Here is a 26,020-nt window from a genome sequence, read left to right on the forward strand (position 1 = left end):
CATGTCCGACGCCCCTGCCACCCTGCCTGACGGCACGTTGACCTTCCTCCCGGAGCGCCTCAACCGCGACCCGGCCGTCCTGCGTGGTCTCACCAACGACGAGATGTGGGTCGCGCTGATGGTCGGTGCCGTGCTGGGTGTGATCCTCGGCGCGCCGCTGGCGGTGTCCAGCGCCTCCATCGCCACCCTGCCTACCTGCATGTTCCTGTGCATGGCACTGGTGTTGCTCGGTGGCGGCAAGCTGCTGCGTCGGGCCAAGCGTGCCCGCCCCGAAACCTGGCTGTACCGGCGCCTGCAGTGGCATCTGGCGGTGCACTGGGGCATCGGCATTCACCAGTTGATCCTGCATTCCGGTCCCTGGACCGTCCGCCGTACACACCGGCATGTGAGGACCGCCGCATGAGCCGCTTTCGCAACAAGGTCGATGCGCAGCAAGCGCATATCTTTAGCCTGCGCATAGCCGTGGCGATCCTCGCGCTGCTATGCACCGGGACTTGGTACGGCTGGCAATCCGCGCCTTCTGAGCTGACCATTCACGTGCCACCCGACCTGCGTTCCGGCAGTACGCGCAAATGGTGGGACGTGCCCCCCGAGAACATCTACGCCTTTGCCCTGTACATCTTTGGCCAGCTCAACCGCTGGCCCACTGACGGCGAGACCGATTATCACCGCGCCATCTTCGCCCTGCAGCCCTACCTCACCCCGGCGTGCAAGACCTTCTTCGATGGCGACTTTGAATACCGCAAGGCCGCCGGCGAGCTCCGCGGCCGGGTGCGTGGGGTATACGAGGTGCTGGGCCGCGGCTACAGCGACGACCCCGACCTGCGCGTGAAACAGCTGGATAAGCACAGCTGGCTGGTCAAGCTCGACCTCAACGCCGACGAGTACTACGCCGCCGAGCCGGTGAAGCGCGTGGTCGTGCGCTATCCGTTGCGCGTGGTGCGCTTCGACGTCGACCCTGAGCACAACAAGTGGGGCCTGGCCCTGGACTGCTACGAAGGCACACCGCAGAAGCTGACGCTGCCTGGAGGTGCGTAATGATGCGTGTCTTGATCCTGATCCTGGTGTCGGTCGCCGGCTGGTGTTCAACCGCTGGCGCCGTCGAGGTCAAATACTGGGATCGCCTGCCGTTGGCCATCCCGCTCACGGTGGGCCAGGAGCGCATCCTGATGCTGGATGAAGATGTCCGTATCGGACTGCCGAGTGCGATCGCCAACAAGCTGCGGGTGCAGTCCGTTGGGGGAACGGTGTACCTGCGTGCAGCGGAAGCTATTCCCCCGACCCGTCTGCAGCTGCAGTCGGTGAAGTCGGGGGATATCATCCTGATCGACATCGAAGCGCTCGAGGGCAGCGAGTCGCTTGAGCCGATCAAGATCGTCGCCCAGGCTCAGGAACCGGACTTGGAAACAACACAGGGGTCAGCACCGGCAGCGACTCCGGTGCCGGTCGTGCTCACCCGTTTTGCGGCGCAGAACCTGTATGCGCCTCTGCGCACGGTGGCGCCGCTGCCCGGTGTTCGTAGGGTACCGCTGGGCGATTCTGTTGGGCTCAGTACGCTGCTGCCTACCGAACGGGTTTCGATCAAGGCACTCGCGGCCTGGCGGTTGGGTGACTACTGGGTGACTGCAGTGAAGATCGTGAACCGCGGACCAGGCAAGGTCTCGCTGGACCCGCGTCATCTGCAAGCCACGCTGTACGCCGCAACGTTTCAGCACGCGTACCTCGGTCATGCCCGCACGCCGGAGGACACCACTGTGGCGTACCTAGTCACCCGCGGCGGCGACCTGAAGCATGCCCTGCTGTTGCCCCCGCCAACGCCGGAGGCTGCCGATCATGAAAGCTAACAGCCTGCTGAAGTGGCTGGTACCCGGCGTGCTGCTGGGCATTGTGCTGATCATCGGCAAATCCTGGGTGGTCGCTCCAGACGGCCAGCCGGCCCATGATCCAGATAAGACAGCGCTCACTGCGGAACAGGCAAAAGCTTTGGGCATCGCTGGCGACACGCCACGCGACACGGTGGCCACCCTGATCGGTCAGGTCAAGGCGATGCGCAGCGAGATGTTGTCACTGAAGAAAGGTAACGATACGCTGCAGACCGAGAACAACCGACTGCGCACGCGCGAAGGCAACATTGACAGCCGCATCCAGAGCACGTTGAGCAGCGTCACCCAGCAGGTCACCGAACAGCGCCAGCAGGCCAATGATGCTCGGCAGAAGGCCGAGCAGCAGCACCGCGAGACCCAGGGGCTGCTGTCCAGGCTCAAGGACCAGCTCACCGGCAAGCCGGGTGAGAAGTCGGATGTACCTGCGGGCTTTGGTCTTGAGCCAGGTGACGAGCAACAGTTTTCAAACGCACAGACATCAATTGATGCGGTGCAGTGGGTCGAACCGTCGAATGCGCGCACCGGCCAGGAGGACGCCACCAAAACCGACGGTCCACTGTCGACACTGACGTCGAAATTCAAGGACCTGCACGGCCTGGACAACAGCGCCATCGACCGCAGCCAGGACCACTTGCGCGCCGTCGCCAAAGGCGAGCGCGACCTGGAAAACGCCAAGGATCGCACTGAAGGGGCCAAGCCCATCTACACCATTCCCGAGAACTCGACGCTGATGGGCTCGATCGCCATGACAGCCCTGATTGGCCGCGTACCGGTGGACGGCACGGTGAACGATCCCTACCCCTTCAAGGTACTGGTGGGACCCGACAACCTCACCGCCAACGGCATCGACCTGCCGGACGTGGTCGGCGCGGTCATGAGCGGCACCGCCTCAGGCGACTGGACCTTGTCCTGTGTGCGCGGCCAGGTCGAGTCGATCACCTTTGTCTTCAGCGACGGCACCGTCCGCACGGTGCCGCAACCGCAAAAAGTCGTGAGCCGCAATCGCAGCAGCACCCAGACCTCGGACACCGAGAACATCCGCGGCGGCTTGGGCTATATCTCCGATCCCTACGGTATTCCCTGCATCTCCGGCGAGCGCCGCTCCAACGCCCAGCAGTACCTGGGCAGCCAGAGCCTGATCACCGCGGCTGGCGCCGGCTTTGCCGCGGCGCTGGGCAGCGAGCAGACCAACACCTCGTTCATCAACTCGGCCAGCGGCAGCCTGGCTTTGAGCCAGAACAGCGGCACCAGCGCTCTGAACTCGGTCATCAGCGGTGGCATCGGCGACATCCGTGACTGGATCAACAAGCTCTACGGCGAAGCCTTCGCCGCCATCTATGTCCCGCCTGGGGCCAAGGTGGCTCTGCACCTGGATCACGAAATCAGCATCGACTACGAACCCAAAGGTCGGAGAGTGAATCATGAAAGCCCATCCGTTTCGGTACTGGATCTGGATTAGCCTGCTGCTTGGCCTGCATCTGGCTGGCTGTTCCACCAGCAAGGATGAAATGCTGCCCCACGGCGAGCAAACCATGCTGGATATCTGGAACGGCAGCGGCTCGGTCGGCGCCCAGCAACAGCTGCAGGAGGCCCGCAGCGAACTACGCCGTCCGGTGCTGGATCCCGAGCACCTGATCAACGACCAGAACGCCTACACCCGCACCGCCGCCAACGAGATCCGCGCTCAGTTTCCGCGCCTGCCCAATCCCGACCTGGTCATGTACATCTACCCGCACCTGACCGGTACCCAGCAGACACCGGTGCCAGGCTACTCGACGGTGTTTCCGTTGTACGAGAAGGTCCAGTACGCGCTGCCGGGCGAACGCCTGGATGATCTGTGATGGCCGATGACGCGAATCGCGACCCGCCGCGCTGGAAGCCTTGGCGTGCGGCGCAGCGTCGGCGGGCAACCTGCGCCGATGAAGCGGCGCAGTACGCGCACAATCCCAGCTTCGCCGACCACTTGCCCTGGGTCGAATACCTCGAGGAGGAACAGTGCTTTCTGCTCGACGACAATCGCTCCGTAGGCGCCGTGTTCGAGCTGCAGCCGATCGGGACCGAAGGCCGTGAACCCGAGTGGCTGATGGCGGCGCGCGACGCCCTGGAAGATGCGCTGCAGGACAGCTTCGACGAACTCGACCAGGCGCCTTGGGTGGTGCAGTTCTTCTGCCAGGACGACAGTGACTTTTACCCGTACCTCGAACGCCTGGAGCGCTACATCGCCCTTCGGGCACAAGGCACGCCGTTTACCGGAGCCTTCCTCGCGTCGATGCAGTGTCACCTCCACGCCATCGCCAAACCGGGCGGGCTGTTTGACGACCATGTCGTGTCTCACCTGCCCTGGCGTGGCAGCAACCGGCGAATTCGGCTGGTGGTCTATCGCCGGCTCGGGGACCAGGCTGACGATGAAGGGCAAAGCCCGGTTCAACTGCTGAGTCGCACCTGCGATCGCCTGGTGGCCTCGTTGCAGGCCTGCGGGGTCAGCCCTCGGCGGTTGACCGGGCGCGACTTTTACGCCTGGTTGCTACCCTGGTTCAACCCGGCTCCTGCCCTCACCGGCGAATCCCCCGCAGCGTTCTATCGACGCGTGCCCTATCCGGAGACGGACGACGGCGAGGACCTATCGCTGCCGTTCGACCACGATTTCGCCGAGCGGCTGTTCTTCCACGAACCGCGTTCCGATAACGACCAGGGCCTTTGGTACTTCGATCAACAACCCCACACCGTGATAGTGGTCGACAAGCTGCGCAGACCGCCGCATATCGGTCAGTTGACCGGTGAAACGCGCAAGGGCGAAGCCTTGAACGCCCTGTTCGATCAGTTGCCCGAGCAGGCGGTCATGAGCCTGACCTTGGTGATCACGCCCCAGGATGTACTCGAGGAGCAGCTCAACCGCCTAGCGCGCAAAGCCATCGGCGAGAACCTCGCCTCGACCCAGACCCGCCAGGACGTCGAAGAGGCCCGCGCGCTGATCGGCCGCCAGCACAAGCTGTACCGCGGCACCTTGGCGCTGTACCTGCGTGGCGCCGACGAACAGCAACTGCGCCAGCGTTCAATCCAGGCCGCCAATGTGCTGCTCGGGGCCGGCCTGCAACCGGTGCGCGAGGGTGATGAAGTGGCCGCGTGCAACAGCTACCTGCGTTGGCTGCCGATGGTCTATAACCCTGCACGAGACACGCGCAACTGGTACACCCGACTGCTGTTTGCCCAGCATGCCGCCAACTTGCTGCCCCTCTGGGGGCGCAGCATCGGCACCGGCAACCCCGGCATTACCTTCTTCAACCGCGGCGGTGCGCCGTTGTCTTTCGATCCGCTGTCGCGCTTCGACCGCTCCATGAATGGCCACCTGCTGTTGTTCGGCCCGACCGGCGCCGGCAAATCGGCCACCCTGGTCTCAATCCTGATGCAGGTCATGGCCGTGTACCGGCCGCGGCTGTTCATCGTCGAAGCCGGCAACTCCTTCGGCCTGCAGGGCGATTACTTCGCCACCCTCGGGCTGTCCGTGAACAAGGTCCAGCTCAAACCCGGCAGTGGTCTGAGCCTGGCGCCCTTTGCCGATGCCCGGCGGCTGATCGAGCACCCTGACCAGGTGGCCAGCCTGTCGACCGAAGACTTGGATGAAGTCGCACCGGATAGTGATGAGCAGCGCGACGTGCTGGGCGAGCTGGAGATCACCGCGCGGCTGATGATCACCGGTGGCGAAGCCAAGGAAGAGGCACGCCTGACCCGAGCAGACCGCAGCCTGATCCGCGAGTGCATCCTCGATGCCGCCCGGCACTGCGCAGCCACCAAGCAGCAGGTCATGACCCGCCACGTCCGTGATGCGCTGCGCCAGGTCGCCGGCGATGTCCACCTGCCCGACAAGCGCCGTGAGCGAGCGCAGGAGATGGCCGAGTCCATCGACCTGTTCTGCCAAGGCTTCGAGGGCGCCCTCTTCGACCGACCCGGCACGCCCTGGCCGGAGAGCGATGTGACGATCGTCGACCTCGCCACCTATGCCCGTGAGGGCTATGAGGCGCAGATGTCGATCAGCTACATCAGTCTGATGAACACGGTGAACAACCTCGCCGAACGCGACCAGTACCTGGGGCGCCCGATCATCATGGTCACCGACGAAGGCCACATCATCACCAAAAATCCACTGCTGGCGCCCTTTGTGGTCAAGGGCACCAAGATGTGGCGCAAGCTCGGCGCATGGTTCTGGCTGGCGACGCAGAACCTGGCCGACTTCCCCGACGCGGCGCAGACCATGCTCAACATGATCGAGTGGTGGATCTGCTTGAACATGCCGCCGGCGGAAATCGAGGAGATCGCCCGCTTCAAGAAGCTCACGCCGGCGCAGAAAGCGCTGCTGCTGTCCGCGAGCAAGGCCTCGGGCAAGTACACCGAGGGCGTGGTCCTGTCGAAGAACCTGGAGACACTGTTTCGCGCGGTGCCGCCGAGCCTGTACCTCGCCCTGGCCATGACCGAGCCCGAGGAGAAAGCTCAGCGCTGGCGGTTGATGGAAGAGTACCAACAGTCCGAGCTGGAGGCCGCCCTGCAGGTCGCCGCAGAGATCGATCGCCTGCGCGGTATGTCCTGAACAGCCCAGAGCCAGCCATAGTCAAAGCCCTTTCCCTTAGCAAAATTCGACAGGATTACATTTTCACTCCATCGGTCGTTTCGCCTCATTCGCCCCCTCAACCCGGCGACGGACGAAACCGATCACCCCGGACTCGGTTTGCCCGTCCTCCTCCTGAGTTAGATCCGGGATGCTGACACTTGGCGCACGGATGCCCACCGCTGCCACCTGCCGAGCGCTGCCCATGAATGTGACCGCCGCCACCCAACGCAGATACCGAAAGGCCAGGAGGACAGAGCGCGGCCGAACCTTCACTGTGGCCGCTCTGCTCGTCGTGGCTGAGCAGTGCCTGGCACTGACCACTCCCGCCATCATCGCCTCCGTCACTTCGCTGCAGTGCCTGGAGTACCGAGTCGTCGGAATCTGCTATTGGCTACTCTGCACGCCCTTTGGCTGCACCGTGCGGACCTCACCCAAGGTCCGCCATTTCATTCCCGAACTGGTGGTGTCGAGTTATTCCAACACCGGTGGTAATCCTTGGAGCGAGATGTCCGCACTGGCGGCGCCGACGCCGGCGTCGCAGGGCGGCGGCAACCTGATCACGCCCTCACTGCAGCGCGATAACCTTCCGCGCTTCAAGAACGTCGACGGCATCGGGCATCCCGGCGGCGCGGCGCTGACTGCCCTGGCGAAAAGTTTCGGCTATGCGTGCCCGAGTGGGGCCGTGTCTTTTTCACCCTACTACCTCAGCACGCTCGACCCCTTGGCTTGGCGCCAGACCATCCCTGAATCCGTCTACCCGCAGGCGCTCGTACCGGGCATGCGCGAGATTGGCAGCCAAGCGCTTGGGGACATGTGGGGCAGCGTCTATCCACGCCACGGTTTTCTGGTGCAGCCCGACGACTTCAAGGCGGCTGCCGTCATGGCTCAGCGCGCCAGCGACTTCATCACGCGCGCTGGCCAGCCGCATGTTTACCGGCCGCTGCAGCCGCTGCCCGCTCCCGGCTACTGGCCGCCGCAGCAGGTCATGGAGAACAACGTCAATAACCACCGCTGGCAGTTGCTGGTCCCGACGGTCCAGAACACCTGCGCGATCTTCCCCAGCTCGACAGTCCAGAACAACGACGGCGCCTATGCCTGGTCGCTTTGGCGCCCCTACCGCTGCTGCCAGCGCATGGGTCAGACCTTCCTGTTCAGCATCGACTTTGATGGAGGCCAATGATGAACACCCTCTCAATCGGGTTGCTGTGTTTCCTCGTGTGTACCGCGGGTTACGCCGCCGAAAGCGGCTACCACCTTGGCCAACAGGCCGAAGTGTTGGATGACCGAGTGATGTACACCATCGGCGGCGGATCAGCGGCGGGAGCGCCCTCCTCGCTCTACCGCCCCAATGGCCTCGGCGTCGGCATGTCCTGGCGGGCGAACATGATGTGCGGAAACATGAACCTCTCGAACACCCTGCAGAACCAGCTCAACGGTGCCACCCAGGGCTTCCAGCAGATCATGGGCAATGTCATACAGAACGCCACGCAGGCGGTGATGTCGCTACCGGCGATGATCATTCAGCGCGCCAACCCCGGGCTGTACGAGTTGCTGAGCAATGGTGTGCTGCAAGGGCGCATCGACTTCGACCGCTCCAAGCTCACCTGCCAGGCAATGGCCGCGAAAATGGCCGACAAAGTCGACCAGGCCGGCTGGGGCGCGCTGGCGCAGAACCAGGAGATGCAGCAAAACCTCGAGCGGTCCGACGGTGATGCCGTGATGGCGGTGAAGGACACCGAATCGAACAACGGCAACAACGGTGTCAGTTGGGTCGGTGGACAGAAAGCCGGGGGCAACGGTCAGCAACCTATCCGGTTGACCTCAGACGTGGTCAAGGCGGGCTATAACCTGCTACACAACCGAGCCGTTGGGGAAACGTCGGCCGTCGGGTCTGGGTGCCAGAATGGCGCAATCTGCCAAGCTTGGTCGAGCCCCGAGGAGGCCTCCGAATGGGCCACCCGCGTGCTCGGTGAAACCGAGGTGGAGACCTGTGACGACTGCGAAACGCTGCGTGTGACCGCCGGCACAGGTTTGTCACCACTGATCCAGGAAACCTATACGGAGCACCTCGAGGGACTGCAGCGCATGTTGTCGGGCTCGGAACAGCCCACGCCGGAAAACCTCGGCAAAGTTTCCAGCCCCTTGCTGCAGGTCTCCCGCGGGGTCATCGAGGGGTTGCGCGACGATCCCGACCAGAACCTGCTGGCCCGACGCCTGGCCAGCGAGACCGCGTTATCGAGCGTGATCTACAAAGCGATGCTGCTGCAGCGCACGCTGCTGGCCGGCAGCCATGAGCCCAATGTCGCGTCGGCGCAGCCTGCCACCACCGCCCTCAACGGTAATGTCGAAACGCTGGAGCGCGAGATCCGCCTGCTGCAAACCGAGCTGCAGGTACGCCAGTCGCTGGCCACCAACACCGCCAGCCTGGTGCTCGATCGACATGTCGGCGGCGCCGACGCCTCGCGCAGTATCGATCAGCGCGATCCTGAGCCGGATCGACTGCACCGGGCGGACCAAGGGAGGAGCACACCATGATGCCGCTCTCGGTGAGGTCAACGATCTGTCATGCACTGCTGATCCTCGGCGCCATAGTGGTCATTCTGGTGATTGCCTTGATGGCACTGCAACTGCCGGGCTCCCAGCTTGATTGGTTTACGCAGGCGCGGGGGACTACGCCCTACTTCGCCTGTTGGCGCGTCCTGCAGTACACCCTGATCCTCGCCGACTGGACCGCGGCGTTGCGCTTGCGGCCCGCGCTTGTGGACCAGCAACGCGTCAAGCGTCTGGGATTAATCGGCTTCAGCTCGATCATCCTAGTCGAACTGTCTCGCGTGTGAGGGGTAGCCATGAACATGAGCACCAACAGCTACCTCGAGTACTACCTGTCGCTGCTGGCCTGGATCATCAACAACGGCATCTGGAACACGCTGGCCGACACGGGGCTGTTCGCCGCGCCCTTCGGCGCGATCATCCTGCAGGAATGGCTGTCGGCCCGCCAACAGGGCGCTGACGAAGGCAACAAGGGCCTGCTGACGATCCCTCGGGTCGAAAACCGGCTGTGGATGAGCTACGTGGTCATCCTGTTTGGCTGCATGCCGTTCTTCCCGCTGAACCTGTCCTCGGTGACCTTCGATGATGCGGCGAACCAGCGCTGTGGGGTGTCCATGGCCAAGCCCGCGGACACGGCCTGGGGCACGACCTTCAACACCATCGGTGAGAAGTCAGCAAACGTGCCGGTGTGGTGGTTCCTGGTGCATGCCATGAGCAAAGGCATCACCGCCGCTGCCACCGCGTCGATTCCGTGCGCGCCTGACATCCGCGCGATGCGCATGGAGATCGACAGCTCGCGCATCAACGACCAGGTGCTGCTGCAGGAGGTCGCCGACTTCACCCGGGACTGCTACGGCTTTTCGCGCTCGCGGCTGTTCACCAATCGTCCCGAGCTGGACGAATCGCAGAGCTACGATGCGTCCTGGATCGGCTCGACCTACTTGCTCAACAGACCGGGTTACTACGACACCGATCGCTCGCGAACGCCTAGGGTCGACTGGCCATACGACGAGACCCGGGATACCTCCCTGCCTCGGCTCGACAACGACGCGGGTTACCCCACCTGCAAACAGTGGTGGAGCGATGCCACGGTCGGGCTGCGTGATCGCCTGGTCGCCGAGGTCGATCCGTCGCTGATTTCGCAGTTGCGGGGCTGGCTGACCGGGCGGAGTGCCAGCGAGATCGAAAACGCTACTCTACGGGAGCTGGTGAGCCCGCGGCAGCAGTCATTGAGTATGGCGCCCGGACAGGTGTTCCAGGACTATGGCAGCAGTGCCCGGGGCGGCTCACTGACGCAAGGCCTCAACAATCTGGCGACAAACACCGGCCTGGCCCTGGGCTCGTTCAGCAACTTCCCGGCGATGAATGCGCTGCGAACGGCCTTGCCGATGGTTCAGGCCTTCCTGATCATGGGCACGATCATCAGTTTGCCGCTGGTACTGCTGATCAGCACTTACCAGCTCAAGGCGCTCATGACGATCACGTTCGCGCTGTTCACCCTGCACATGCTGACGTTCTGGTGGGAGCTTGCGCGCTGGATCGATTCGAGCATGCTGGAAACGCTGTACAACCAAGTCTCCGCCACCGACCAGCTGCTTTTGTCATTACCGACGGCAGGATTCATGGACGGGACGGTTACCGCGCAGGTGATCGAGTACGTTATGGGCACAATGTTCGTGGTGCTGCCAATGTTTTTCCTCGGCGCGATGAGCTGGGCTGGTTACAACGTTGGCAGCAACGTTCAAAGCTTGCTTACTCAGGGCGCGGAAAGCGCCAAACTTCAAGCCGGGAAAGGATCATCTCAAGTTGTCGAAGGTATTCAAAAGCTCAAGTAAAAATCAGCGTAGTGATCCGTGATCGTCATACATCTCAGGATACTTGAAACGATGGCGAGGGTGACTCACTTCGAAAATATCAGGCTCATTGTCAGGTGCAGTTATTGGCAATGCTGCGATTGTCCAAAGCGCAAGCATTCCAAGCGCTAAGAAAAGTGCAACTGACGCAACCGCAAGCAAGATGAGCAACTTGAAAATCTGCAAGCCAAATTGCCGATACTTGAAGGGCACTGAAGCTAATGCACTGGAATGCAGCAGCGTCGTTTCGAGTCGCTTGACCATCCGGCCAGCACCAACCGCAGCGTGTATGCAATGCTTGCCGATGCTTGTCCGACTGGAGGTTGAAGAAGCTGTAGTCAACATTTGATTGGCTCCTCTCCCGTCATTTCGCTCGGGGCCATTTGGTTACCGCCAACTTGGATCCAAGCTTTAGCTTACTCTTCTGCTGCTGATTTTCATGACCGTTGATCACCTGCCAGTCGCCGATTATCACCGGTGGCGCTCAGTGCACTGGTTCGCTCGACCCATGCGAAAAACACCATTGACGCTATGTCGGTTCGCTTGTTAAACCAATTGTGCAATCGCTGGTTTTCCAGCATCCCAGGTAGCCATAACCTTTGAGGCTACGTCACACACGTGATGGTTATCCCCAAATGCGATTCGCGTTCGGCAGCTCGCATGGTCACCGTTCCCCGGTGATGAACGCCTTCCAATCCCCCATAGCTCATTGAGCCCGCGTCTTTGACGCCCCCCAAACCCAATCCATACCAGTGCTGGGAATTCTCCCGCATGGGTGGCATTCCTCCGCACATTTTGGAGGATCTCATCATGCTGAGTTTTACAGGCACTGAACTTCACGCCGTATTAGCAGAGGCCGGTATCAACGGTTGCAGAGTCATATTGGTCAAAGACCACGGCGTCTACCTCATGTCAGAGGTTGGCGAATGCAAGCCGGATGGCGGTGGGCGCAAACGCGTGGCTTATGCCACCGGTTGCAACCCTGCCGTCGACGACTTCGACACCTGGTGGAATCATGCCCGCGATGAATTCGGTGGCGATGATTTTGCCGAGTACTTTGACATTGACGATCCCGTTCTCGCCAGCCTTCGCGGCACTGCAGGTTCGCTGGGGGTGGAGGCTACCTCCACCCACCTGTACCTGGCCGCCGAGGTTGATCCTGCGGGAAAACCTTGAACCTAAAAGCGAGCACCTCGCGCTTCCCGAGAGGCACCTAGCGGGCCTTTCGGGAGGCATTACACACTACGTTCAGACTGACTGGAGATCGCCACTGGTCAGGAATTCAAGGCCGATAGTCTTCCTTTGAACGCCTTGGATAGAGCCGTTCAAAGGAGGTCAGGATCGGAGATTGACCCCACGTTCAGGCGCGTTTTAATGGACGGACGCTCTCTGCTCGGCGGGTTGATCGGATCCGGCAAATCCACACCAAACCTCAGAAAGGTGACGCGGAATCTGCTAACCGGAGGCCACCATGTCCAGGATGAACCACCTCTCCACTGCCATTGTGCTGAGCCCAGGTGTCTGGCGACAGTTCATTGAACCTGCCACAGGCGAGGAGCCGGTTGGTCAGTCCACACTGCGCTTGGCAGAACTGCTCAATAGCGCGCTAACGTCTGCACCGCTTGCCCTGCACCATCCCATAGCACTGCAGCTCGAGCTGCAGAGCAACGGCACTTCAGTAGTTGCTCATTTGCCGCAGCTTCAGCTGGCTCGCGTCACCCCACACAGCGGCCCAGCTTTTTTGCTCGTCCGACTGCCTGATGAGAGCGCGGTAGACATCGCTGCCCTCTGACCCACTCAGCACCGTCACTGCCCCTCTACCCCACCGGGAACCCTTCCCGGTGGGGAGGTGTTCCCCCTTCACAACCGGAGAACGCCATGTCCGATATCTACCTGGACGTCACCAACAAGATCGTCAGTGCCCTGAGCCAAGGCGTGATCCCTTGGATCAAACCCTGGACTACCGCAGGTTCGAGCGCTGACTCCCCATTCCCCATCAACGCCATTACCCGGCGGCCTTACGCCGGCATCAACGTTCCACTCTTGTGGGCCGAGGCCCGCCTGCGAGGGTTCACCAAGGATCGCTGGCTGACCTTCAATCAAGCACGCAAGGCTGGCGGCCATGTGCGCAAGGGCGAGCAATCCACCCTCGCGGTGCTGTACAAACCGATGAGCAAGGAGGCGCATGACGAGGACGGCCAAGTCGTTCGCGATGAGCAGGGCAACATCAAATTGGTGCAGTTCGCGATTCTGCGCACACACTGCCTGTTCAACATTGAGCAGACCGAAGGCTTGCCTGACGAGGAGCCAGCCTCCACCGAGCACACTGACCCCGCGACCTTCATCGATCATGAACCAGCAGAGCAACTGCTGGTCGCCAGCGGTGCGCGCATCGAGCATCGCTACAGCGATGATGCGTGCTATCAGCCGATTCGGGATCTGATCCAACTACCTACGAAGGCGCAGTTCGAAGACGTCGGCAGCTACTACGCAACGGCTCTGCATGAGCTGACACACTGGTCGGGCCACCGGTCGCGTCTGAACCGTGAAGGTATCACCGGCGGGCATGCATTCGGCTCCACGGCGTATGCCTTCGAGGAACTGGTCGCAGAAATGGGCGCCGCGTTTCTCTGCGCACTCACCGGTACCACGGGCGAGTTGCGTCACGAGGAATACCTGGCGTCCTGGTTGAAGATACTCAAGGAAGACAAACGAGCCATTTTCCGCGCCAGTGGTCAGGCCCGGGAAGCCTCTGAGTACCTGTTGGCCTTGCAGTCTGATCAAGCCACGGATACGTCCGCTCGACTCACCGCATGATTGCTCTCACCCAGCAAAAAGGCCCCTATCCGGGGCCTTTATTTTGTCTGCTGCGTGACTTGTACCGCTGTCAATAAGTCAGCGATTACTGCACCCAGCTCTCAACGGTGTCCGAGCCGTGCTCCTGCTTCCACTGTTTGAGGATCTTGTGGTTGCCGCCCTTGGTTTCCACAACCTCACCGCTCTGCGGATGCTTGTAGCGTTTCACCTCGCGCGGCTTACGCTGGCTGCTGCTGGACGCACTCGCGGTCGGTACGCTCAGACCCTTGGACGGATCCAGAATGCTGATCACCTGGCGCAGGCCCATGCTGTACTCTTCCAGCAACGCTTTGAGTTTCTGCTCAAACTCGATTTCCTGCTTCAAACCAGAGTCGTTTTTCATGGCATCCAGCTGTTGCAGCTGCGCGGCCAATTGCGCTTCCAGTGCTTTGAACTCGGCAAGTTTGGACATGAATAATTTTCCTAAGCGTGGGACAAGTGCAGGGATAATAACTGAGACTGCGGTTTTAGCCGAAGGTTTACTTAAAGCGCACGCGCTCTTGCAAGGTTTCGGTTAAAACGACCTCGCTTGGTCACTCAATCAGACAAGTGCTGACAAAGGTGCGCCACAAGTTGCCGCGGATTTGCGCTGTTTCCAATCTTGAACACGATATCGCGCTGGCTGCGGGGCAGCTTTTTCGCACAGCGCTTGGCTGCAGATCGGATGGCCGTATCCGTGCCATGAATCCGATCGGCCAGTAACACGATCAACACTGCATCACTTAACGTCATCCGCGCCCCTACTCTAGCAATGATGCCGGCCAGTCTACGCCCTGGACAAAGGGGTCGCTATTCCGATCGGCCACCGATTCCGATGGACCTGGCTTCGAATTATCACTCCCGTAAAAAAGGCCAAGGCGGTAAAGGGTAACGGCGGCAATGGAAGGGGGCGCAAGGGTAAGAGGCTTATCCGAAAAGGCAAAAGGACCTCCCGAACGAACAGCAGGTCATGCGATGAAACGCTCGTGGTTTAGATTTCGAAAAGGTGAGGCGGCAGAACTCACTCCCACTCCCTTCGTCGAGGGCTTCATGCTTCCCCGGTCGGCCGAATCGCTACTCGCCGCCGACCACCGGAGAAAGCTGCTCGAACGCATCTGGCAGTACACGGCCCTCTCCGAAGCGCAGTTTGATCGGCTCTACCTAGAGCCCATCCGCCGCTACGCCAGCTTCGTACAGCAACTCCCGGCGAGCGAAAGCCATCATCACGCCTATCCCGGGGGCATGCTCGATCACGGGTTGGAACTCGTGGCCTGCTGCTTGAAGCTACGCCAATCCTACCTCCTCCCCAGCGGTGCGGCGCCAGAAGACCACGCGGCACAAGCCGATGCCTGGAGCGCCGCGATTGCCTACGGTGCCCTGCTCCATGACATCGGCAAAATCGCCGTCGATTTGCAGGTGGAGTACCAGAACGCAGCGCGCTGGCACCCCTGGCACGGACCGCTGTGCCAGCCCTACCGTTTCCGCTACCACCCAGGCCGCGAATACAAGCTGCACGGTGCCGCGGCGGGGTTGCTCTATACGCAGATCCTATCGCCCGCCCTGCTCGACTGGCTAAGCGATTATTCCGAATTATGGAGTCAATTGCTGTTCCTGCTCGCCGACCACTACGAGCACGCAGGGATTCTCGGGGAACTGGTGCTGCAAGCTGACCGGGTGTCCACCGCACAGAACATCGGTGCTAATCCCGCGAAGGCCTTGCAGGCGCCCAAGCACTCCCTGCAGCACCACTTGCTCACGGGACTGCGCCATCTGGTCAAGAACGAGTTCAAGCTCAACCAGCCCGGCGCAGCCGGCTGGCTAACTGAAGACCACCTATGGCTGGTCAGCAAGACCACGACCGACAAACTGCGCGCACATCTACTGGCCCAGGCTGTGGACGGTATCCCCACCTCCAACATCGCCTTGTTCGATGAGCTGCAGTCACATGGATTGGTGGAAGCGACACCGGAAAGCAAAGCTGTTTGGAACGCCACTGTCACGGACGGTGACTGGCAGCATCGCTTCACCTTCCTCTGCCTGCAGCCGAGCCTGGTCTGGGCCGATGAACTCCGACCCGAAGTTTTCAGTGGCACTATTGAGTTGACCGTGGCACCGTCCCTGCCGACCGATGAAGCGAGGGAGTCAGCCATAGCTCGGCCAAAGATCGCAGCTGCAGAACAACAGCACACCGCTGTGGCGCTAACTGAGGACTTCGCCTATCTCGACGATCTGATGGACATGCTGCAGGAGCCGGCCGAACTCCAAGCTCGACCAACTGCGGAAAGCCTGCGGTCTTCCGCTTCGCCGTGTCAAGACGACGTGGGATTAGCCTTCATCGAGTGGCTGCGCGAAGGAGTTCACAGTCATCGCTTAGTGGTCAACGACAGCAAGGCCATGGTCCATACCGTGGACGGCACATTTTTCCTAGTAACGCCGGGCATTTTCCAACGCTACGTAGCTGAGCATCCAGACTCGGCCGAAGCGTCCCCTAAGAGCGATTCCTGGCGTGTTCTACAACATCAATTTGAGAAACTGGATGTCCATCTTAAAAAGCCTAATGGCCAGAACATTTGGACCTGCAAGGTTAAAGGTCCTCGCAAAACGAGCTCACTCAATGGCTACCTCCTGCGCGGTAAGGCAGCGATATCCCAAGAGTCACCGGCGGACAATCCGTTTCTTACATTAGTCAGGTAAACCTCCAACGCAATTCCCTTAAGTAGCCCATGGCTTGAACAATCAAACCATGGGCACCTTAATCTAATCATTCCTGTGATGACGAATGGCCTTCTCGATTCGCGAGCGGCCAGCATGTGCGAGCTTCATAACACCCGCCTCCTTGGCGACGGCGTGGATCAAGGCCTCAGCCGCATGCCCCTTTGCTTCCATCTCACCCACAAGCGCAGACAACTCCTGCAGGCAGATTTCCGCCAGGCTGCGCACGGAGTCATCGTCACCAGGACGGCGGAATAGCTGAATCGAGGTTGGTTGGCCAGAAGAAGGTCCCCAGTTGCTCTTCCTCATGAGACCTGAAGTGAGCACGCGCGATCTGATCAACGCGATCACGAATACGCGCTCCTGTACGAACCCATCCGTGTGCCCGGGCGATGCGTCGGGACAGCACGCTGTCGAGTACGGGGCCTTCTTCGTTTACAACGTGGGCGATCATGCTCTGCAGAATCGGCGTGTAGGCGGCATTGAAGAAATGGTCAGGGCTCACGCCATCCACGGCCTGAGTAGGATCTGTCTCACGATAGACTGGGTAGTCTGCCGGTACATAGGCTACGTATTCAGCAGCGGCCTCAACGGTGGCCACCTTCGCGTATTTGAGCTCCTGGAAGGCGCCAGTCGGGTCATTGGCCACAGGAATACCCTCCTCGCCCGTGATCACTTGGCTCACTTGCTCCACCACCTCAATCACCTCGGCAACGGCAGCGTCGGTTTTGAGTCGCTCTGCTTCCTCGGCAGCATCGATTGCAGCCTGCTTGGCACGCGATGACTCCAGCAAAGCCATGAGTTTATGATGAACCTTCTCTGCAGTGCCCGCAGCGTCAATCCACCAGTCCGTCGACCAGATCCTCACGATCTCCCAACCCAGCCCACGCAGAACGAATTCTCGAAGCTTATCTCGATCACGAGCGGTCGCGCTGCGATGGTAGGTAGCACCGTCGCACTCAACGCCGGCAAGGAATCGACCTGGCGAATCAGGGTGCACGATGCCGAGGTCAATGCGGAATGACGACACGCCGATCTGGGTAACGACCTGCCAGCCTTTCTTGGAAAGCTCAGCCGCAACTGCTTTCTCGAATGGGCTATCGAAGCCACCAACGCTTCCTCGATCAGCTTCAACCAGGGCCTGCGGCCCTCGCTCAGCAAACTCCAGGAAGTGCTTCAGATCGCGTACACCTTCATTCTTGGTACGAGACAGATCCATGTGTTCGGGGCGAGTGGTCGAGAACACGACAAGCTCCTGACGTGCTCGAGTGATGGCTACGTTGAGTCGACGTTCTCCACCTTTCTCGTTCATCGGGCCAAAGCTCATCGAGGTGTGCCCGGCTGCGTCCTTACCGAAGGTGATCGAGAAGTAAATGATGTCTCGCTCATCGCCTTGTACGCTCTCGAGGTTCTTCACGAACACCGGCTCAAGCAGCGACTCAGAGAAGTAGCTATCCAGGGACGGATCCTTACGGCAGGCTTCGTCGAGCAGATCCTCAATTAACTTTTGCTGCTCGCCGTTGAAGGTCACAACACCTACGGTGTGGCCAGACTCGCGGAAGGCTGGCGATTTCAACCGAGCGACAAGGTGGGTTACCAGCGCCTGTGCCTCGATGCGGTTTGTGCGCGAACCGCCTCGGTCATAGATACCGGCAACGGGATGCAGCTTGACTGCTTTGTCGGTTGTAAATGGCGACGGGAATGTAACCAACTCCGACTTGTAGTAGCGCTGGTTCGAGAATGCGATGAGGCTCTCGTGACGGCTACGGTAGTGCCAGTTAAGGTTGCGAGTCGGGAGGTTTGCACTGATGCATTCGTCCAGGATGCTTTCCAGATCTGCCTCAGTGTCTTCGTCTTCCGATGAAGACTCAGCACGCCCGAAGAACGATGTCGGCGGCAGCTGTTTCGGGTCACCCACCATCACGACTTGGCGACCGCGAGCCATCGCCCCAATCGCATCCCACACAGGAATCTGGGATGCCTCATCGAAGATGACCAAGTCGAACGGTGTCGTATCAGATGGCAGATACTGGGCGATCGACAGCGGGCTCATAAGCAGACACGGTGTGAGCTTGGTTAGTGCACCTGGCGCTTGGCTCATCAACTCGCGCAGTGGCATGTGCCTAGTCTTCTTGTTCATCTCATGGCGCAACAACCCCCACTCCGATGAACGCGTTACGCTCTCCTGGCTAGGCAGCTCAGAGCACAGACGCGCGCGCAGCCAGTCACGAGTTAAGGCGATGAACTTATCATCCAACGCTCGGAAATCGCGAATGCGTTGTTCGTGCTCAGCGCTGACAAAGGTGCGGATGACGGCCTCGTTGTCGACGGTCGCGTTAAGCCACCAGCGAGCGTAGTTCACTTCAAGCACACGACGCACCTTGCCCGCGGTGATGGCGCCGCTCTCCATAGCTTCCACGATCGGAGCTAAGCCAACTGCATACGCCTCATCGCGGACTTTGCGCCAGGCGCACCAGGCTCTCAGGCGAGGCTCGGAAGCCACCATCAGCTCACAGTTCTGCTTGAGCTCTTCGAGCGAAAGCTCTGAGTTCGCTGCTACCGTTATCTCGGTGAATTGGCCAACGGCCGTCAAGTGAGCCGACCGCGCCTCCACATTCTTCAGCTTGTCACGAAGGGAAATCCCCGACTGAATGATGGAGCCTTCAGGCTCGAGCAAAGCATTCCCGTCGCCAAGCAACGCATTGAGTGGCCCTTTGAACCCTGCAATTTGCTCCGGGCTCTCGGCTAGCTTGGCCAAAGCTACCGCAATCTGGCCCTGGAACAGCACAGCCTGACGTGCGTCGTCCACCTTTGTCTTCAAATCATTCCAAAGTGGAACAACCTCTCGCAGGTCAGAAAGGTCTGCCAAATCTCGCTCCAGGATGCCCCGCTTCTTGAGCAGAACAACGTCATTCTTCAAAACGTTCCCGCAACGTCCCTCCTCCACAAGAGGATGGTCATCGGTTAGACGCCCACGCTCTTCAATCTCGCGTCGCTCAGACTGGAACTGCAACCCTGCCGTAAGTATTTCGGTCTCAGTAGCGAGGCCCTTCCAAAGCTCCGCAGTCTGACTCGCAAGCTCTGTGAACTCCGCCAACTCACCGTCGAGGCGAACAATAGCGCGCATGCGGGATAGTTGAGCCTTCAGCGCTTCGCCAAGCTGCCCTTGCTCGATGGCTTCGAACCCCTCGTCGTGCCACCCGGAATTGCTCAACTGATTAGACAAAGCGATCTGGAAGGCAATGGCACGCGATAGGTGGCCAGGGTTGGTCTTTGCCCCACTCCAAACATCGGCGCACTGGGCTCCCGGTTGGAGTTCGTCAATCGACTTTCTGACGGCACGGATTTCGATCCAAGTCGAAAGATCCTTCGCTACGTCCGCTTCTCCAGGAGCGGCCTGCACAGCAGCAAGTGAGGCCGTAACGCGTCGTTTGCCTAACCAGGATTTAGGCCAGATGGCATCGTCAGCCTTTAGCCAGTCTTGGTGCAGGTTTTCGACCTCGAGCCCTTCTACCGACTCGCTATAGCTTACGGAGAGCTGATCAGAGAGCTCTTTGATTGTTGAGAATTTTGAAAGCGCATCTTGAAGCGTTTCCACTACGGCTGGAGCCCAAGCAGCACCCAGGGAGCCCATAGTCGACCTGCGCTGACTCAGCAAATCCATCGCACGCCTGGCATCACCCGCGACTCTGGCAGGCCAGATAGCAGACAGCTTGGAAGTAAGATCCCGGTGCTCCTCAATCCAGTTACAGCCATCCGTTAAGCGCTGTGCAATTGATCGAGCGTTCGGCAACAAAGCGAAGCGCCAGTCATGACCAGCTGCGGTGGGCAGCACCGAAGAAAGAGTCGACAGACCTTCAAGAGGCGAAGGTGTGTGGGGAACTGTCGGCAGCCCTGCCAATTCGATGAAGCGATGAATCGCTTTTTGTGCCTCTAGAACCGAAGGCAGCACATCACGAGCTGCTTGAACAAACTCTTGCCTCCAATGCGGAGACCACTCTGTTTGACCGATCCCGGAAAGAGCGTGGCCGCCGAGATTTTCGTAACCCACCTCTTGAGCGTTAACCTCAAGACGGTCGCCGAGCTCACGAATGTCCAGCATTGCTTTCTGGTCATGAGTTTCAGGCGACAGCCAATTCAAGCTCGCTATTGGCTCGTCAGTACCGGAGGTAACGGTACCGATCGCATCGTATACGGAGTAACCGTTCCGGTATCGGTTATGGAGACGCTCTACATAGATGTTCAAGCTGTCGCGAATAGAGGCCAGCCGCTGAGCCTCGACCTCCCACGCATCCACATCCACCTCCCCTTTAGCTTCCCAGGCTGACTGCAGCTGAGCCAATACATCAGCCTTGCGGGCTTTACTGGAATGTAGCTCGAGGCAGAACTCTCCGAGGCCGATTTCACGAAGACGCCTATAGACGACGTCCAAAGCGGCAATCTTCTCGGAGACAAACAGCACACGCCGACCCTGAGCGATCGACTGAGCAATCATGTTTGAAATCGTCTGGCTTTTACCGGTACCAGGTGGCCCGATCAGCACAAAGTCCTTTCCTTTGGATGCAGCCATGACCGCGGCAAGCTGGGACGAATCAGATGGCAGTGGGCAGAACACATCTGCAGGGCCGTAATCACGATCCAGGAATTTTGCATCCGGGAATGGTGTACCCGATGCAAACGAGTCCCGAGGTGTATCAAGAAGGTGCTGAACGACAGAATTCTGCCGTAGGTGATGGGCGTTCTCTGACAAGTCCTTCCACATAAGGTACTTGGCAAAAGAGAACATGGCCAAGGTCACATCTTCGGACAGCTCCCATCCAGGAATGTCCTTGATAGCGTGACCTACTCGCCTCCAGATGCCGACGATGTCCAACCCCGAGTCATCACGAGGTAGCTCGGTCTCGAGCGACCCCAGGCCCAGTTCGAAGTCCTGTCGAAGCATCTCGATCAGCGTAGGGTTGAAGCAAGGCTCATCGTCATGGAGCACGATCGAAAAACCAGAACGCGCACTCTTACGCTCAAGGCTGACTGGTATCAGCACCAGGGGCGCAGTGTACTTTTGACCGGCCTTATCTTCTCGCGTCCACTTCAGGAAACCGACAGCCAAGAACAGCGTGTTGGCGCCACCCTCTTGCAGTGCTGTACGAGCGCCGCGATAGAGCTCGGTCAAGCGCACGTCCATCTCACGGCTGGTGAGAGCTACAAACACCTCTCGACGCTTCAGGGCGTCCTCTGCATGACGCCGGCGAACATCCTCACGCTCACGCTGTTCATACAGCTCTTTCTCACGTGGATCAGCTCCATCCATGAGGTCAGGCCGCGTCAGAAGCTTCAGCGACTGTCCGCTGGCAAGAATGTCTTCGAGAGCGCCAGGATCCGGGGCCTCAAGCTTGAGCGCCTTCTTCCCGTACTTGAAGTTGAGCAAATTGTTACGCAACGAGAGATCAAGCAGTTTTCGCTGCCAACGTTCTAGCCTGTCTTTGGGGCTAAGCTTGGCAATGTCTTCGACTTCAACGTTGACGATCTCATCGGGGATATCATCGCCATCTTCAATGAGAAGGCCTGGCCCATCGTCCAAATCAGTCGTAACGACTCGGGCAATCTGCGCTTCGGAGCTGGCCAACGGTTTGATGCGCTGCAGGCGGGCACGCCGTACATCAAGCAGCATTTCAAATTCGGACTCAGCCTCCTCATCGATCTGCTTGGCTCCACGTTCAACTGCATAGGCGAAGGGAGGGATCGATGGTTGAGTGAGCAACGTAGTCTCAAACAGAGCAAGCTCTTTGAGCTTCACCCTCTTCCTCACAGTCGAAACGTCGTCGATTAAGGTGGTGGTGAACTCTTCTGGTTTCAGCCAAACCCCCGCGAAAGCATGACCGCGAGTAAAAACGATTACCGGGTTAAGGCCGATCTGCTCCAATGCTGCACATAGGAAGAGGGTCAGATCCATGCAAGTGGCCAGGCCGGAATCTGCGATCTGGCTCGGGCTACGCACTTTCTGACCGGATTGCTCAAAACTGGCCGGCGGCAAGGAGTAATCCAGTTTCATGCGTGCAACTGCGCCCCATGCGGCTGACGCCAGTTGCCAAGCCCGCTTGGGCCCACCGCTGTAACCATCCAAAGCGGGCGACTTTTCACTCAAGCGCATCAATTCAGCAGCCTGCTTAAGCAGCCGCTCCACAGCCGGATCGTTCGGTTGAACAAACGCAGCTGTCATATCTGGGATATGCCTTAACCCACCCCACTGATTGCGGGGCAGTAGCTCAACGACCTGCTCGAGCTGAGCAATCACTTTGCGACCGTTTTCCGCCTCGTTGCAATCCGCCTCCAATGTGAAGGAGAACGTAGACATTTCGGCTTCTGTGAGCCTACTCAGCAGAGGCCCATCCAGAATGAGGTCTAGGCCAGGAATGGATCGAAACGACTCGGGCGCTACCTCTTCGATACGCCAGGTTTTCGGTTTGAACACTTCCGGTGAAGAGGTCAGCGTCAGCGTAGCGTTGAGGTAACGCTCACTCGTTTCGTTCGAGAGGCGTAGCTCATGGATAACCGGAATCGCATTCTGGAAGTCTGCAAGGTTGAGCTTTGATACCAAGGTAGCGAGGATCTTGAACTCTTTCGGCTTTGGTTCTTCTTGTGGGGTGACGTGTTGAACGAGCTCGTCCATGCGCAACCTTCCTTGTCTCAGATGCTCAGGGGGTGCAGGCGAATGCCCGATCAAGAGGGCCCCCACTTGAGCTGGTGGCGGGATGATAGCGCTTCTAGCAGGAGTAGTAATGAGCCTTTGGTCTCCCGTGCATTTTACGAGATGCCGATCCAGGCAATGGGTGAACGAGGTAAGGCCTCCTGAGGGTACCGACGCAGCTAGCTGTGACATTAGCTGCACCGGGCTTGCATTCAAGCGCGTTGCAGATTGAAACTCCTGGCATCCAGTGCAACGACGGCTGAGAAACCCTGGGTCTTCTTGAAGGCCATGCTGTGAACAAAGTTCTTCATTGCTTCAGACGGATCAATGGCATCAAGGTTGAGCGAATCCAGCGTGTTTCGGGAGAAAGCTACGCTCAAGATCGGTAGCTCTTCCAAATGGCCTGTGGAGCTGTTGAGCACGTTATCGAGTGCCGTCACCATCACCAAATCATCAGGCAGGATCGCCAGCAGCTCTCGACCTACACGCAGCGCGCAGCTACATACGTAGTCTTGATGCAGCTCATTGAAACGGCCGATCGGCATGGCCTTAGTGGACAGCTTTCCGCTTTTCAGGAGTGACTTAATCTCGCTCGGGATAACGTGCGTGCCATGAATAGCCAGCCGGGCCTCCACTAAGCCGGACTCATGGACAATCAACTCAATACCCGAGCCCAGATGAGCGATTTCGGTGAATGGCTCGAACGCTTCGATCGCATCCAGTTTGGCTTGTTTGTCACCGTTAATAATGCGGTGCGCCAGCTCCCGTTCATCAGCCCAGTTGGCATGAGCCTGGCGCCAATCGGAATGTGCCGTTTGAAAACGCCGCAGATCTTCAGCTTTCCCCTCTTCCACTTTGCGACTCAGGGCTCTGCGCTGTCGGGCTTCGAGTCTGAGTAGGCGGGCCAAAAAATTAGGCGCATAGGTTGCTAGTGCATCAGATGCTGCTGCTTCAGCGGTAACGTCCAGAGATGGCTCCCTAGGCTCAACACTGTTCAGCAGGGACTTCCAGTTAATGACATCACCGCAATCTTTGTGCACCGAAAGCAAGACCTCGACGTGGTTCTCGTAAACCTCCACCTCATAGGCTGCCTGCTCAAGGGCCTCCATGCGCGCGTACTCTTTGTGTTGGCGCTCCAATTCGCGCTGCCGGCGATGTGAATTGCGCTCCGCACGACATGCTGAAGCCTGCATTGACCTGAGCGTGCCTTTCCATCCCATAAGATCTTTCCTTGAAATAGTCTGATGATGGCACATTAACATATGGCGGGTGCAAACGGCGAAAGCGTCCCTAGGAAGCTATTTCTGAACGCGAGTCTTTCCAAGTTACATTTTAGTCGCCAAACCAGCAGCCAAATACTGGCCAAAAGCCACCTTACGCCTAATCTCACAGATTTAGCCGTGGGATAGGAAGCATGTCGACGCTTGAGCAAGAACCGGTAGTGATGGACGATTTTGAGTCTTGGCTAAATGGTCGTCCGAAGTGGCTGCAGACTGCTGCGCGTATGATGATCGACACGAAGCGCCAGCTGAATGAAGGGAAAATTAAGGAGCTGTCAAGACTCTGCCAGCTGGAAGCTAAGGGCCAGCCTGACCCAGGTTTTCTAAGCGTAGTGCCTGGCACACTTTCCCAGGCCGCAACCCGACCGCCAGTGAGGATTGATGAAATCCTGGAGGTGCATGGTCTCAACGCCATCAAAGCCGGGGCCAATCTCCCGTTTGGTAGCTCGAACCTGACTGTCATCTACGGCCAGAATGGCACTGGTAAAAGCGGCTTTGCCCGGCTGCTAAAGCAGATTTGCGGCTCACGATCCAAGGATGAAATACGGGGCAACGTCTTCGATCCCAACCCTACGGATTGCCGTGCTCAATTCAAAGTATCAATTGACGGGAAATCCGTTGACGTCCAGTGGGACATTCCAAGCGGCCCCCACAAAGCGTTGCGTCAAGCGCAGGTGTTCGACAGCAAGGCCGCACAACAATACATGGGGCGAACTGAAGCTTGCTATGAACCGAGTCGCATGAAATTTGTGTCGGCGCTCATCGCCACTGCCGATGCAGTCAACGCAGAGCTGACCAGAGAAAGAGAAAAACTCAAAGGGGCCCTCCCAACCCTGCCAAGTGCCCTTTCGGTCACGGCCGAAGCGAAATGGTTGCAGGCCCTCAAAAGCACGACCCCGTCGTCAAGCATTGATAAAGAATGCTCATATACCGAGGAGCTTGCCCGTGAAAGGATCGAGAAGGAAGCACTCCTTGCCGAGAAAAATATTTCTGGTCGAATCCAGGCGATTGGCAAAGAGAAAACAGCTCTGAAGAGCATCGAAACATCGATGTCCACGCTGCAATTAGGTTCAAATGATGCTGCCGCGCTTGAGCTAGTCGGCCTGAATGAAAAAGCCGTGAAGTCACGTAAAGCAAGTGAAGAGGCTGCGGCCGCTATATTCGGGAAAGCAGAACTGGAGGGTGTCGGCTCGGCAACGTGGCAGCAGATGTGGGAGCACGCTCGCGCTTATTCCGCTGCCGCGGCGTATCCTGAGTCCGCATTCCCGAACGTGTCAGATGACTCACGATGCGTTCTTTGCCATCAAGCTCTAGACGATGCAGCGAAGGCACGACTGGCCGGATTTGAAAAATTTGTCACCGACGGCCTAGAGACCGCGGCAAAGACAGCCGAAACAGCTTTAAACGAACGCAGGCGTCGTGTCCCCGCCCTTCCCTCCCAGGCTGATTGGCTCGTGCAAATATCCACCGTGGGCTTCGAAAAGGCGGAAGCTGAATCTTGGTTCAGCTTACTGAGGACGCGGATCGAGCAAATTGCCAAGGGTGTACCCCTCGATGGTCAGCAACTTTTTGACTGGTCGAAGATCAATGAGGCTGTGAAAACGAAGTCCGCGACCCTG

At 59.2% G+C, this 26,020-nt stretch carries 20 protein-coding genes; 15 read left to right on the plus strand and 5 right to left on the minus strand.

Going from position 1 to position 26,020, the window contains the following annotated elements:
* Position 1 precedes the first annotated feature (1 nt).
* From D8V06_RS20095 to D8V06_RS20140, 10 genes are all read left to right on the plus strand, one after another.
* Positions 2 to 403, plus strand: coding sequence for a TIGR03750 family conjugal transfer protein (locus D8V06_RS20095; protein ID WP_130905555.1), 402 nt, complete (start codon positions 2 to 4; stop codon positions 401 to 403).
* Positions 400 to 1,038, plus strand: coding sequence for a PFL_4703 family integrating conjugative element protein (locus D8V06_RS20100; RefSeq protein ID WP_130905556.1), 639 nt, complete (start codon positions 400 to 402; stop codon positions 1,036 to 1,038). The genes D8V06_RS20095 and D8V06_RS20100 overlap by 4 nt, the downstream gene beginning before the upstream one ends.
* Entirely contained in the window at positions 1,038 to 1,844 is an 807-nt protein-coding gene (locus D8V06_RS20105; RefSeq protein WP_130905557.1) for a TIGR03749 family integrating conjugative element protein, read from the plus strand. Before D8V06_RS20100 ends, D8V06_RS20105 begins: the two co-directional genes overlap by 1 nt.
* Positions 1,834 to 3,342 carry a TIGR03752 family integrating conjugative element protein gene (locus D8V06_RS20110; protein ID WP_130905558.1) on the plus strand — a complete coding sequence of 503 codons (1,509 nt, stop codon included), beginning with the start codon at positions 1,834 to 1,836 and terminating at the stop codon, positions 3,340 to 3,342. Before D8V06_RS20105 ends, D8V06_RS20110 begins: the two co-directional genes overlap by 11 nt.
* Positions 3,305 to 3,724, plus strand: coding sequence for a TIGR03751 family conjugal transfer lipoprotein (locus D8V06_RS20115; protein WP_130905559.1), 420 nt, complete (start codon positions 3,305 to 3,307; stop codon positions 3,722 to 3,724). The genes D8V06_RS20110 and D8V06_RS20115 overlap by 38 nt, the downstream gene beginning before the upstream one ends.
* Positions 3,724 to 6,465 carry a conjugative transfer ATPase gene (locus D8V06_RS20120; RefSeq protein ID WP_130905560.1) on the plus strand — a complete coding sequence of 914 codons (2,742 nt, stop codon included), beginning with the start codon at positions 3,724 to 3,726 and terminating at the stop codon, positions 6,463 to 6,465. Before D8V06_RS20115 ends, D8V06_RS20120 begins: the two co-directional genes overlap by 1 nt.
* 223 nt (positions 6,466 to 6,688) lie before the next feature.
* Positions 6,689 to 7,666 carry a TIGR03756 family integrating conjugative element protein gene (locus D8V06_RS20125; RefSeq protein ID WP_130905561.1) on the plus strand — a complete coding sequence of 326 codons (978 nt, stop codon included), beginning with the start codon at positions 6,689 to 6,691 and terminating at the stop codon, positions 7,664 to 7,666.
* Entirely contained in the window at positions 7,666 to 9,021 is a 1,356-nt protein-coding gene (locus tag D8V06_RS20130) for an integrating conjugative element protein (protein WP_130905562.1), read from the plus strand. Before D8V06_RS20125 ends, D8V06_RS20130 begins: the two co-directional genes overlap by 1 nt.
* Positions 9,018 to 9,323 (plus strand): hypothetical protein, encoded by a 306-nt coding sequence (locus tag D8V06_RS20135; RefSeq protein ID WP_130905563.1) that lies wholly within the window; start codon positions 9,018 to 9,020, stop codon positions 9,321 to 9,323. The genes D8V06_RS20130 and D8V06_RS20135 overlap by 4 nt, the downstream gene beginning before the upstream one ends.
* Positions 9,324 to 9,332: 9 nt before the next feature.
* Positions 9,333 to 10,871, plus strand: a complete 1,539-nt coding sequence (locus D8V06_RS20140; RefSeq protein WP_130905564.1) for a conjugal transfer protein TraG N-terminal domain-containing protein — start codon at positions 9,333 to 9,335, stop codon at positions 10,869 to 10,871.
* 3 nt (positions 10,872 to 10,874) lie between these two features.
* On the opposite strand, the gene D8V06_RS20145 is transcribed toward D8V06_RS20140, so the two are convergent.
* Positions 10,875 to 11,234 (minus strand): hypothetical protein, encoded by a 360-nt coding sequence (locus D8V06_RS20145; RefSeq protein ID WP_130905565.1) that lies wholly within the window; start codon positions 11,232 to 11,234, stop codon positions 10,875 to 10,877.
* A gap of 465 nt (positions 11,235 to 11,699) precedes the next feature.
* Between D8V06_RS20145 and D8V06_RS20150 the strand changes: the two genes are divergently transcribed.
* The 3 genes from D8V06_RS20150 (at position 11,700) to D8V06_RS20160 (ending at position 13,706) form a co-directional block, all read left to right on the plus strand.
* The gene (locus D8V06_RS20150; RefSeq protein ID WP_130905566.1) at positions 11,700 to 12,065 is read left to right on the plus strand and encodes a DUF3085 domain-containing protein; all 366 of its coding nucleotides are present in this window, start codon (positions 11,700 to 11,702) and stop codon (positions 12,063 to 12,065) included.
* Positions 12,066 to 12,360: 295 nt separating this feature from the next.
* Positions 12,361 to 12,681, plus strand: coding sequence for a hypothetical protein (locus D8V06_RS20155; protein WP_241667853.1), 321 nt, complete (start codon positions 12,361 to 12,363; stop codon positions 12,679 to 12,681).
* A gap of 86 nt (positions 12,682 to 12,767) precedes the next feature.
* Complete coding sequence (locus D8V06_RS20160; RefSeq protein ID WP_130905567.1) at positions 12,768 to 13,706, plus strand: zincin-like metallopeptidase domain-containing protein; 939 nt, start codon at positions 12,768 to 12,770, stop codon at positions 13,704 to 13,706.
* Between the two features lie 85 nt (positions 13,707 to 13,791).
* On the opposite strand, the gene D8V06_RS20165 is transcribed toward D8V06_RS20160, so the two are convergent.
* Both D8V06_RS20165 and D8V06_RS20170 read right to left on the minus strand, forming a co-directional pair.
* Positions 13,792 to 14,157 (minus strand): histone-like nucleoid-structuring protein, MvaT/MvaU family, encoded by a 366-nt coding sequence (locus D8V06_RS20165; RefSeq protein ID WP_130905568.1) that lies wholly within the window; start codon positions 14,155 to 14,157, stop codon positions 13,792 to 13,794.
* Positions 14,158 to 14,282: 125 nt separating this feature from the next.
* Positions 14,283 to 14,477: a hypothetical protein gene (locus D8V06_RS20170; protein ID WP_130905569.1), complete on the minus strand. Its 195-nt coding sequence runs from the start codon at positions 14,475 to 14,477 to the stop codon at positions 14,283 to 14,285.
* A 222-nt stretch (positions 14,478 to 14,699) separates the two neighbouring features.
* Between D8V06_RS20170 and mobH the strand changes: the two genes are divergently transcribed.
* Complete coding sequence (mobH, locus tag D8V06_RS20175) at positions 14,700 to 16,418, plus strand: MobH family relaxase (RefSeq protein ID WP_130905570.1); 1,719 nt, start codon at positions 14,700 to 14,702, stop codon at positions 16,416 to 16,418.
* A gap of 256 nt (positions 16,419 to 16,674) precedes the next feature.
* Here the strand turns inward: mobH and D8V06_RS20180 are convergent, their stop codons facing one another.
* Positions 16,675 to 23,103 (minus strand): DUF3320 domain-containing protein, encoded by a 6,429-nt coding sequence (locus D8V06_RS20180; RefSeq protein ID WP_347238264.1) that lies wholly within the window; start codon positions 23,101 to 23,103, stop codon positions 16,675 to 16,677.
* Between the two features lie 230 nt (positions 23,104 to 23,333).
* Positions 23,334 to 24,341 (minus strand): hypothetical protein, encoded by a 1,008-nt coding sequence (locus D8V06_RS20185; RefSeq protein WP_130905571.1) that lies wholly within the window; start codon positions 24,339 to 24,341, stop codon positions 23,334 to 23,336.
* Positions 24,342 to 24,535: 194 nt separating this feature from the next.
* Here D8V06_RS20185 and D8V06_RS20190 point away from each other — a divergent pair.
* Positions 24,536 to 26,020 (plus strand): AAA family ATPase (locus tag D8V06_RS20190; RefSeq protein ID WP_153189262.1); only part of this gene is annotated, 1,485 nt, incomplete at its 3' end.

Origin of the sequence: Pseudomonas sp. Sample_24 (assembly GCF_004307605.1) — a bacterium.
Classification (GTDB): domain Bacteria; phylum Pseudomonadota; class Gammaproteobacteria; order Pseudomonadales; family Pseudomonadaceae; genus Aquipseudomonas.

Coding starts and splice junctions, on each gene's coding strand:
- D8V06_RS20095 (WP_130905555.1), top strand. CDS start 2: ATGTCCGACGCCCCTGCCACCCTGCCTGACGGCACGTTGACCTTCCTC.
- mobH (WP_130905570.1), top strand. CDS start 14,700: ATGAAACGCTCGTGGTTTAGATTTCGAAAAGGTGAGGCGGCAGAACTC.
- D8V06_RS20160 (WP_130905567.1), top strand. CDS start 12,768: ATGTCCGATATCTACCTGGACGTCACCAACAAGATCGTCAGTGCCCTG.
- D8V06_RS20115 (WP_130905559.1), top strand. CDS start 3,305: ATGAAAGCCCATCCGTTTCGGTACTGGATCTGGATTAGCCTGCTGCTT.
- D8V06_RS20110 (WP_130905558.1), top strand. CDS start 1,834: ATGAAAGCTAACAGCCTGCTGAAGTGGCTGGTACCCGGCGTGCTGCTG.
- D8V06_RS20150 (WP_130905566.1), top strand. CDS start 11,700: ATGCTGAGTTTTACAGGCACTGAACTTCACGCCGTATTAGCAGAGGCC.
- D8V06_RS20170 (WP_130905569.1), bottom strand. CDS start 14,477: ATGACGTTAAGTGATGCAGTGTTGATCGTGTTACTGGCCGATCGGATT.
- D8V06_RS20180 (WP_347238264.1), bottom strand. CDS start 23,103: ATGGACGAGCTCGTTCAACACGTCACCCCACAAGAAGAACCAAAGCCG.
- D8V06_RS20105 (WP_130905557.1), top strand. CDS start 1,038: ATGATGCGTGTCTTGATCCTGATCCTGGTGTCGGTCGCCGGCTGGTGT.
- D8V06_RS20135 (WP_130905563.1), top strand. CDS start 9,018: ATGATGCCGCTCTCGGTGAGGTCAACGATCTGTCATGCACTGCTGATC.
- D8V06_RS20100 (WP_130905556.1), top strand. CDS start 400: ATGAGCCGCTTTCGCAACAAGGTCGATGCGCAGCAAGCGCATATCTTT.
- D8V06_RS20155 (WP_241667853.1), top strand. CDS start 12,361: ATGTCCAGGATGAACCACCTCTCCACTGCCATTGTGCTGAGCCCAGGT.
- D8V06_RS20120 (WP_130905560.1), top strand. CDS start 3,724: ATGGCCGATGACGCGAATCGCGACCCGCCGCGCTGGAAGCCTTGGCGT.
- D8V06_RS20130 (WP_130905562.1), top strand. CDS start 7,666: ATGAACACCCTCTCAATCGGGTTGCTGTGTTTCCTCGTGTGTACCGCG.
- D8V06_RS20140 (WP_130905564.1), top strand. CDS start 9,333: ATGAACATGAGCACCAACAGCTACCTCGAGTACTACCTGTCGCTGCTG.
- D8V06_RS20125 (WP_130905561.1), top strand. CDS start 6,689: ATGAATGTGACCGCCGCCACCCAACGCAGATACCGAAAGGCCAGGAGG.
- D8V06_RS20165 (WP_130905568.1), bottom strand. CDS start 14,157: ATGTCCAAACTTGCCGAGTTCAAAGCACTGGAAGCGCAATTGGCCGCG.
- D8V06_RS20145 (WP_130905565.1), bottom strand. CDS start 11,234: ATGTTGACTACAGCTTCTTCAACCTCCAGTCGGACAAGCATCGGCAAG.
- D8V06_RS20185 (WP_130905571.1), bottom strand. CDS start 24,341: ATGGGATGGAAAGGCACGCTCAGGTCAATGCAGGCTTCAGCATGTCGT.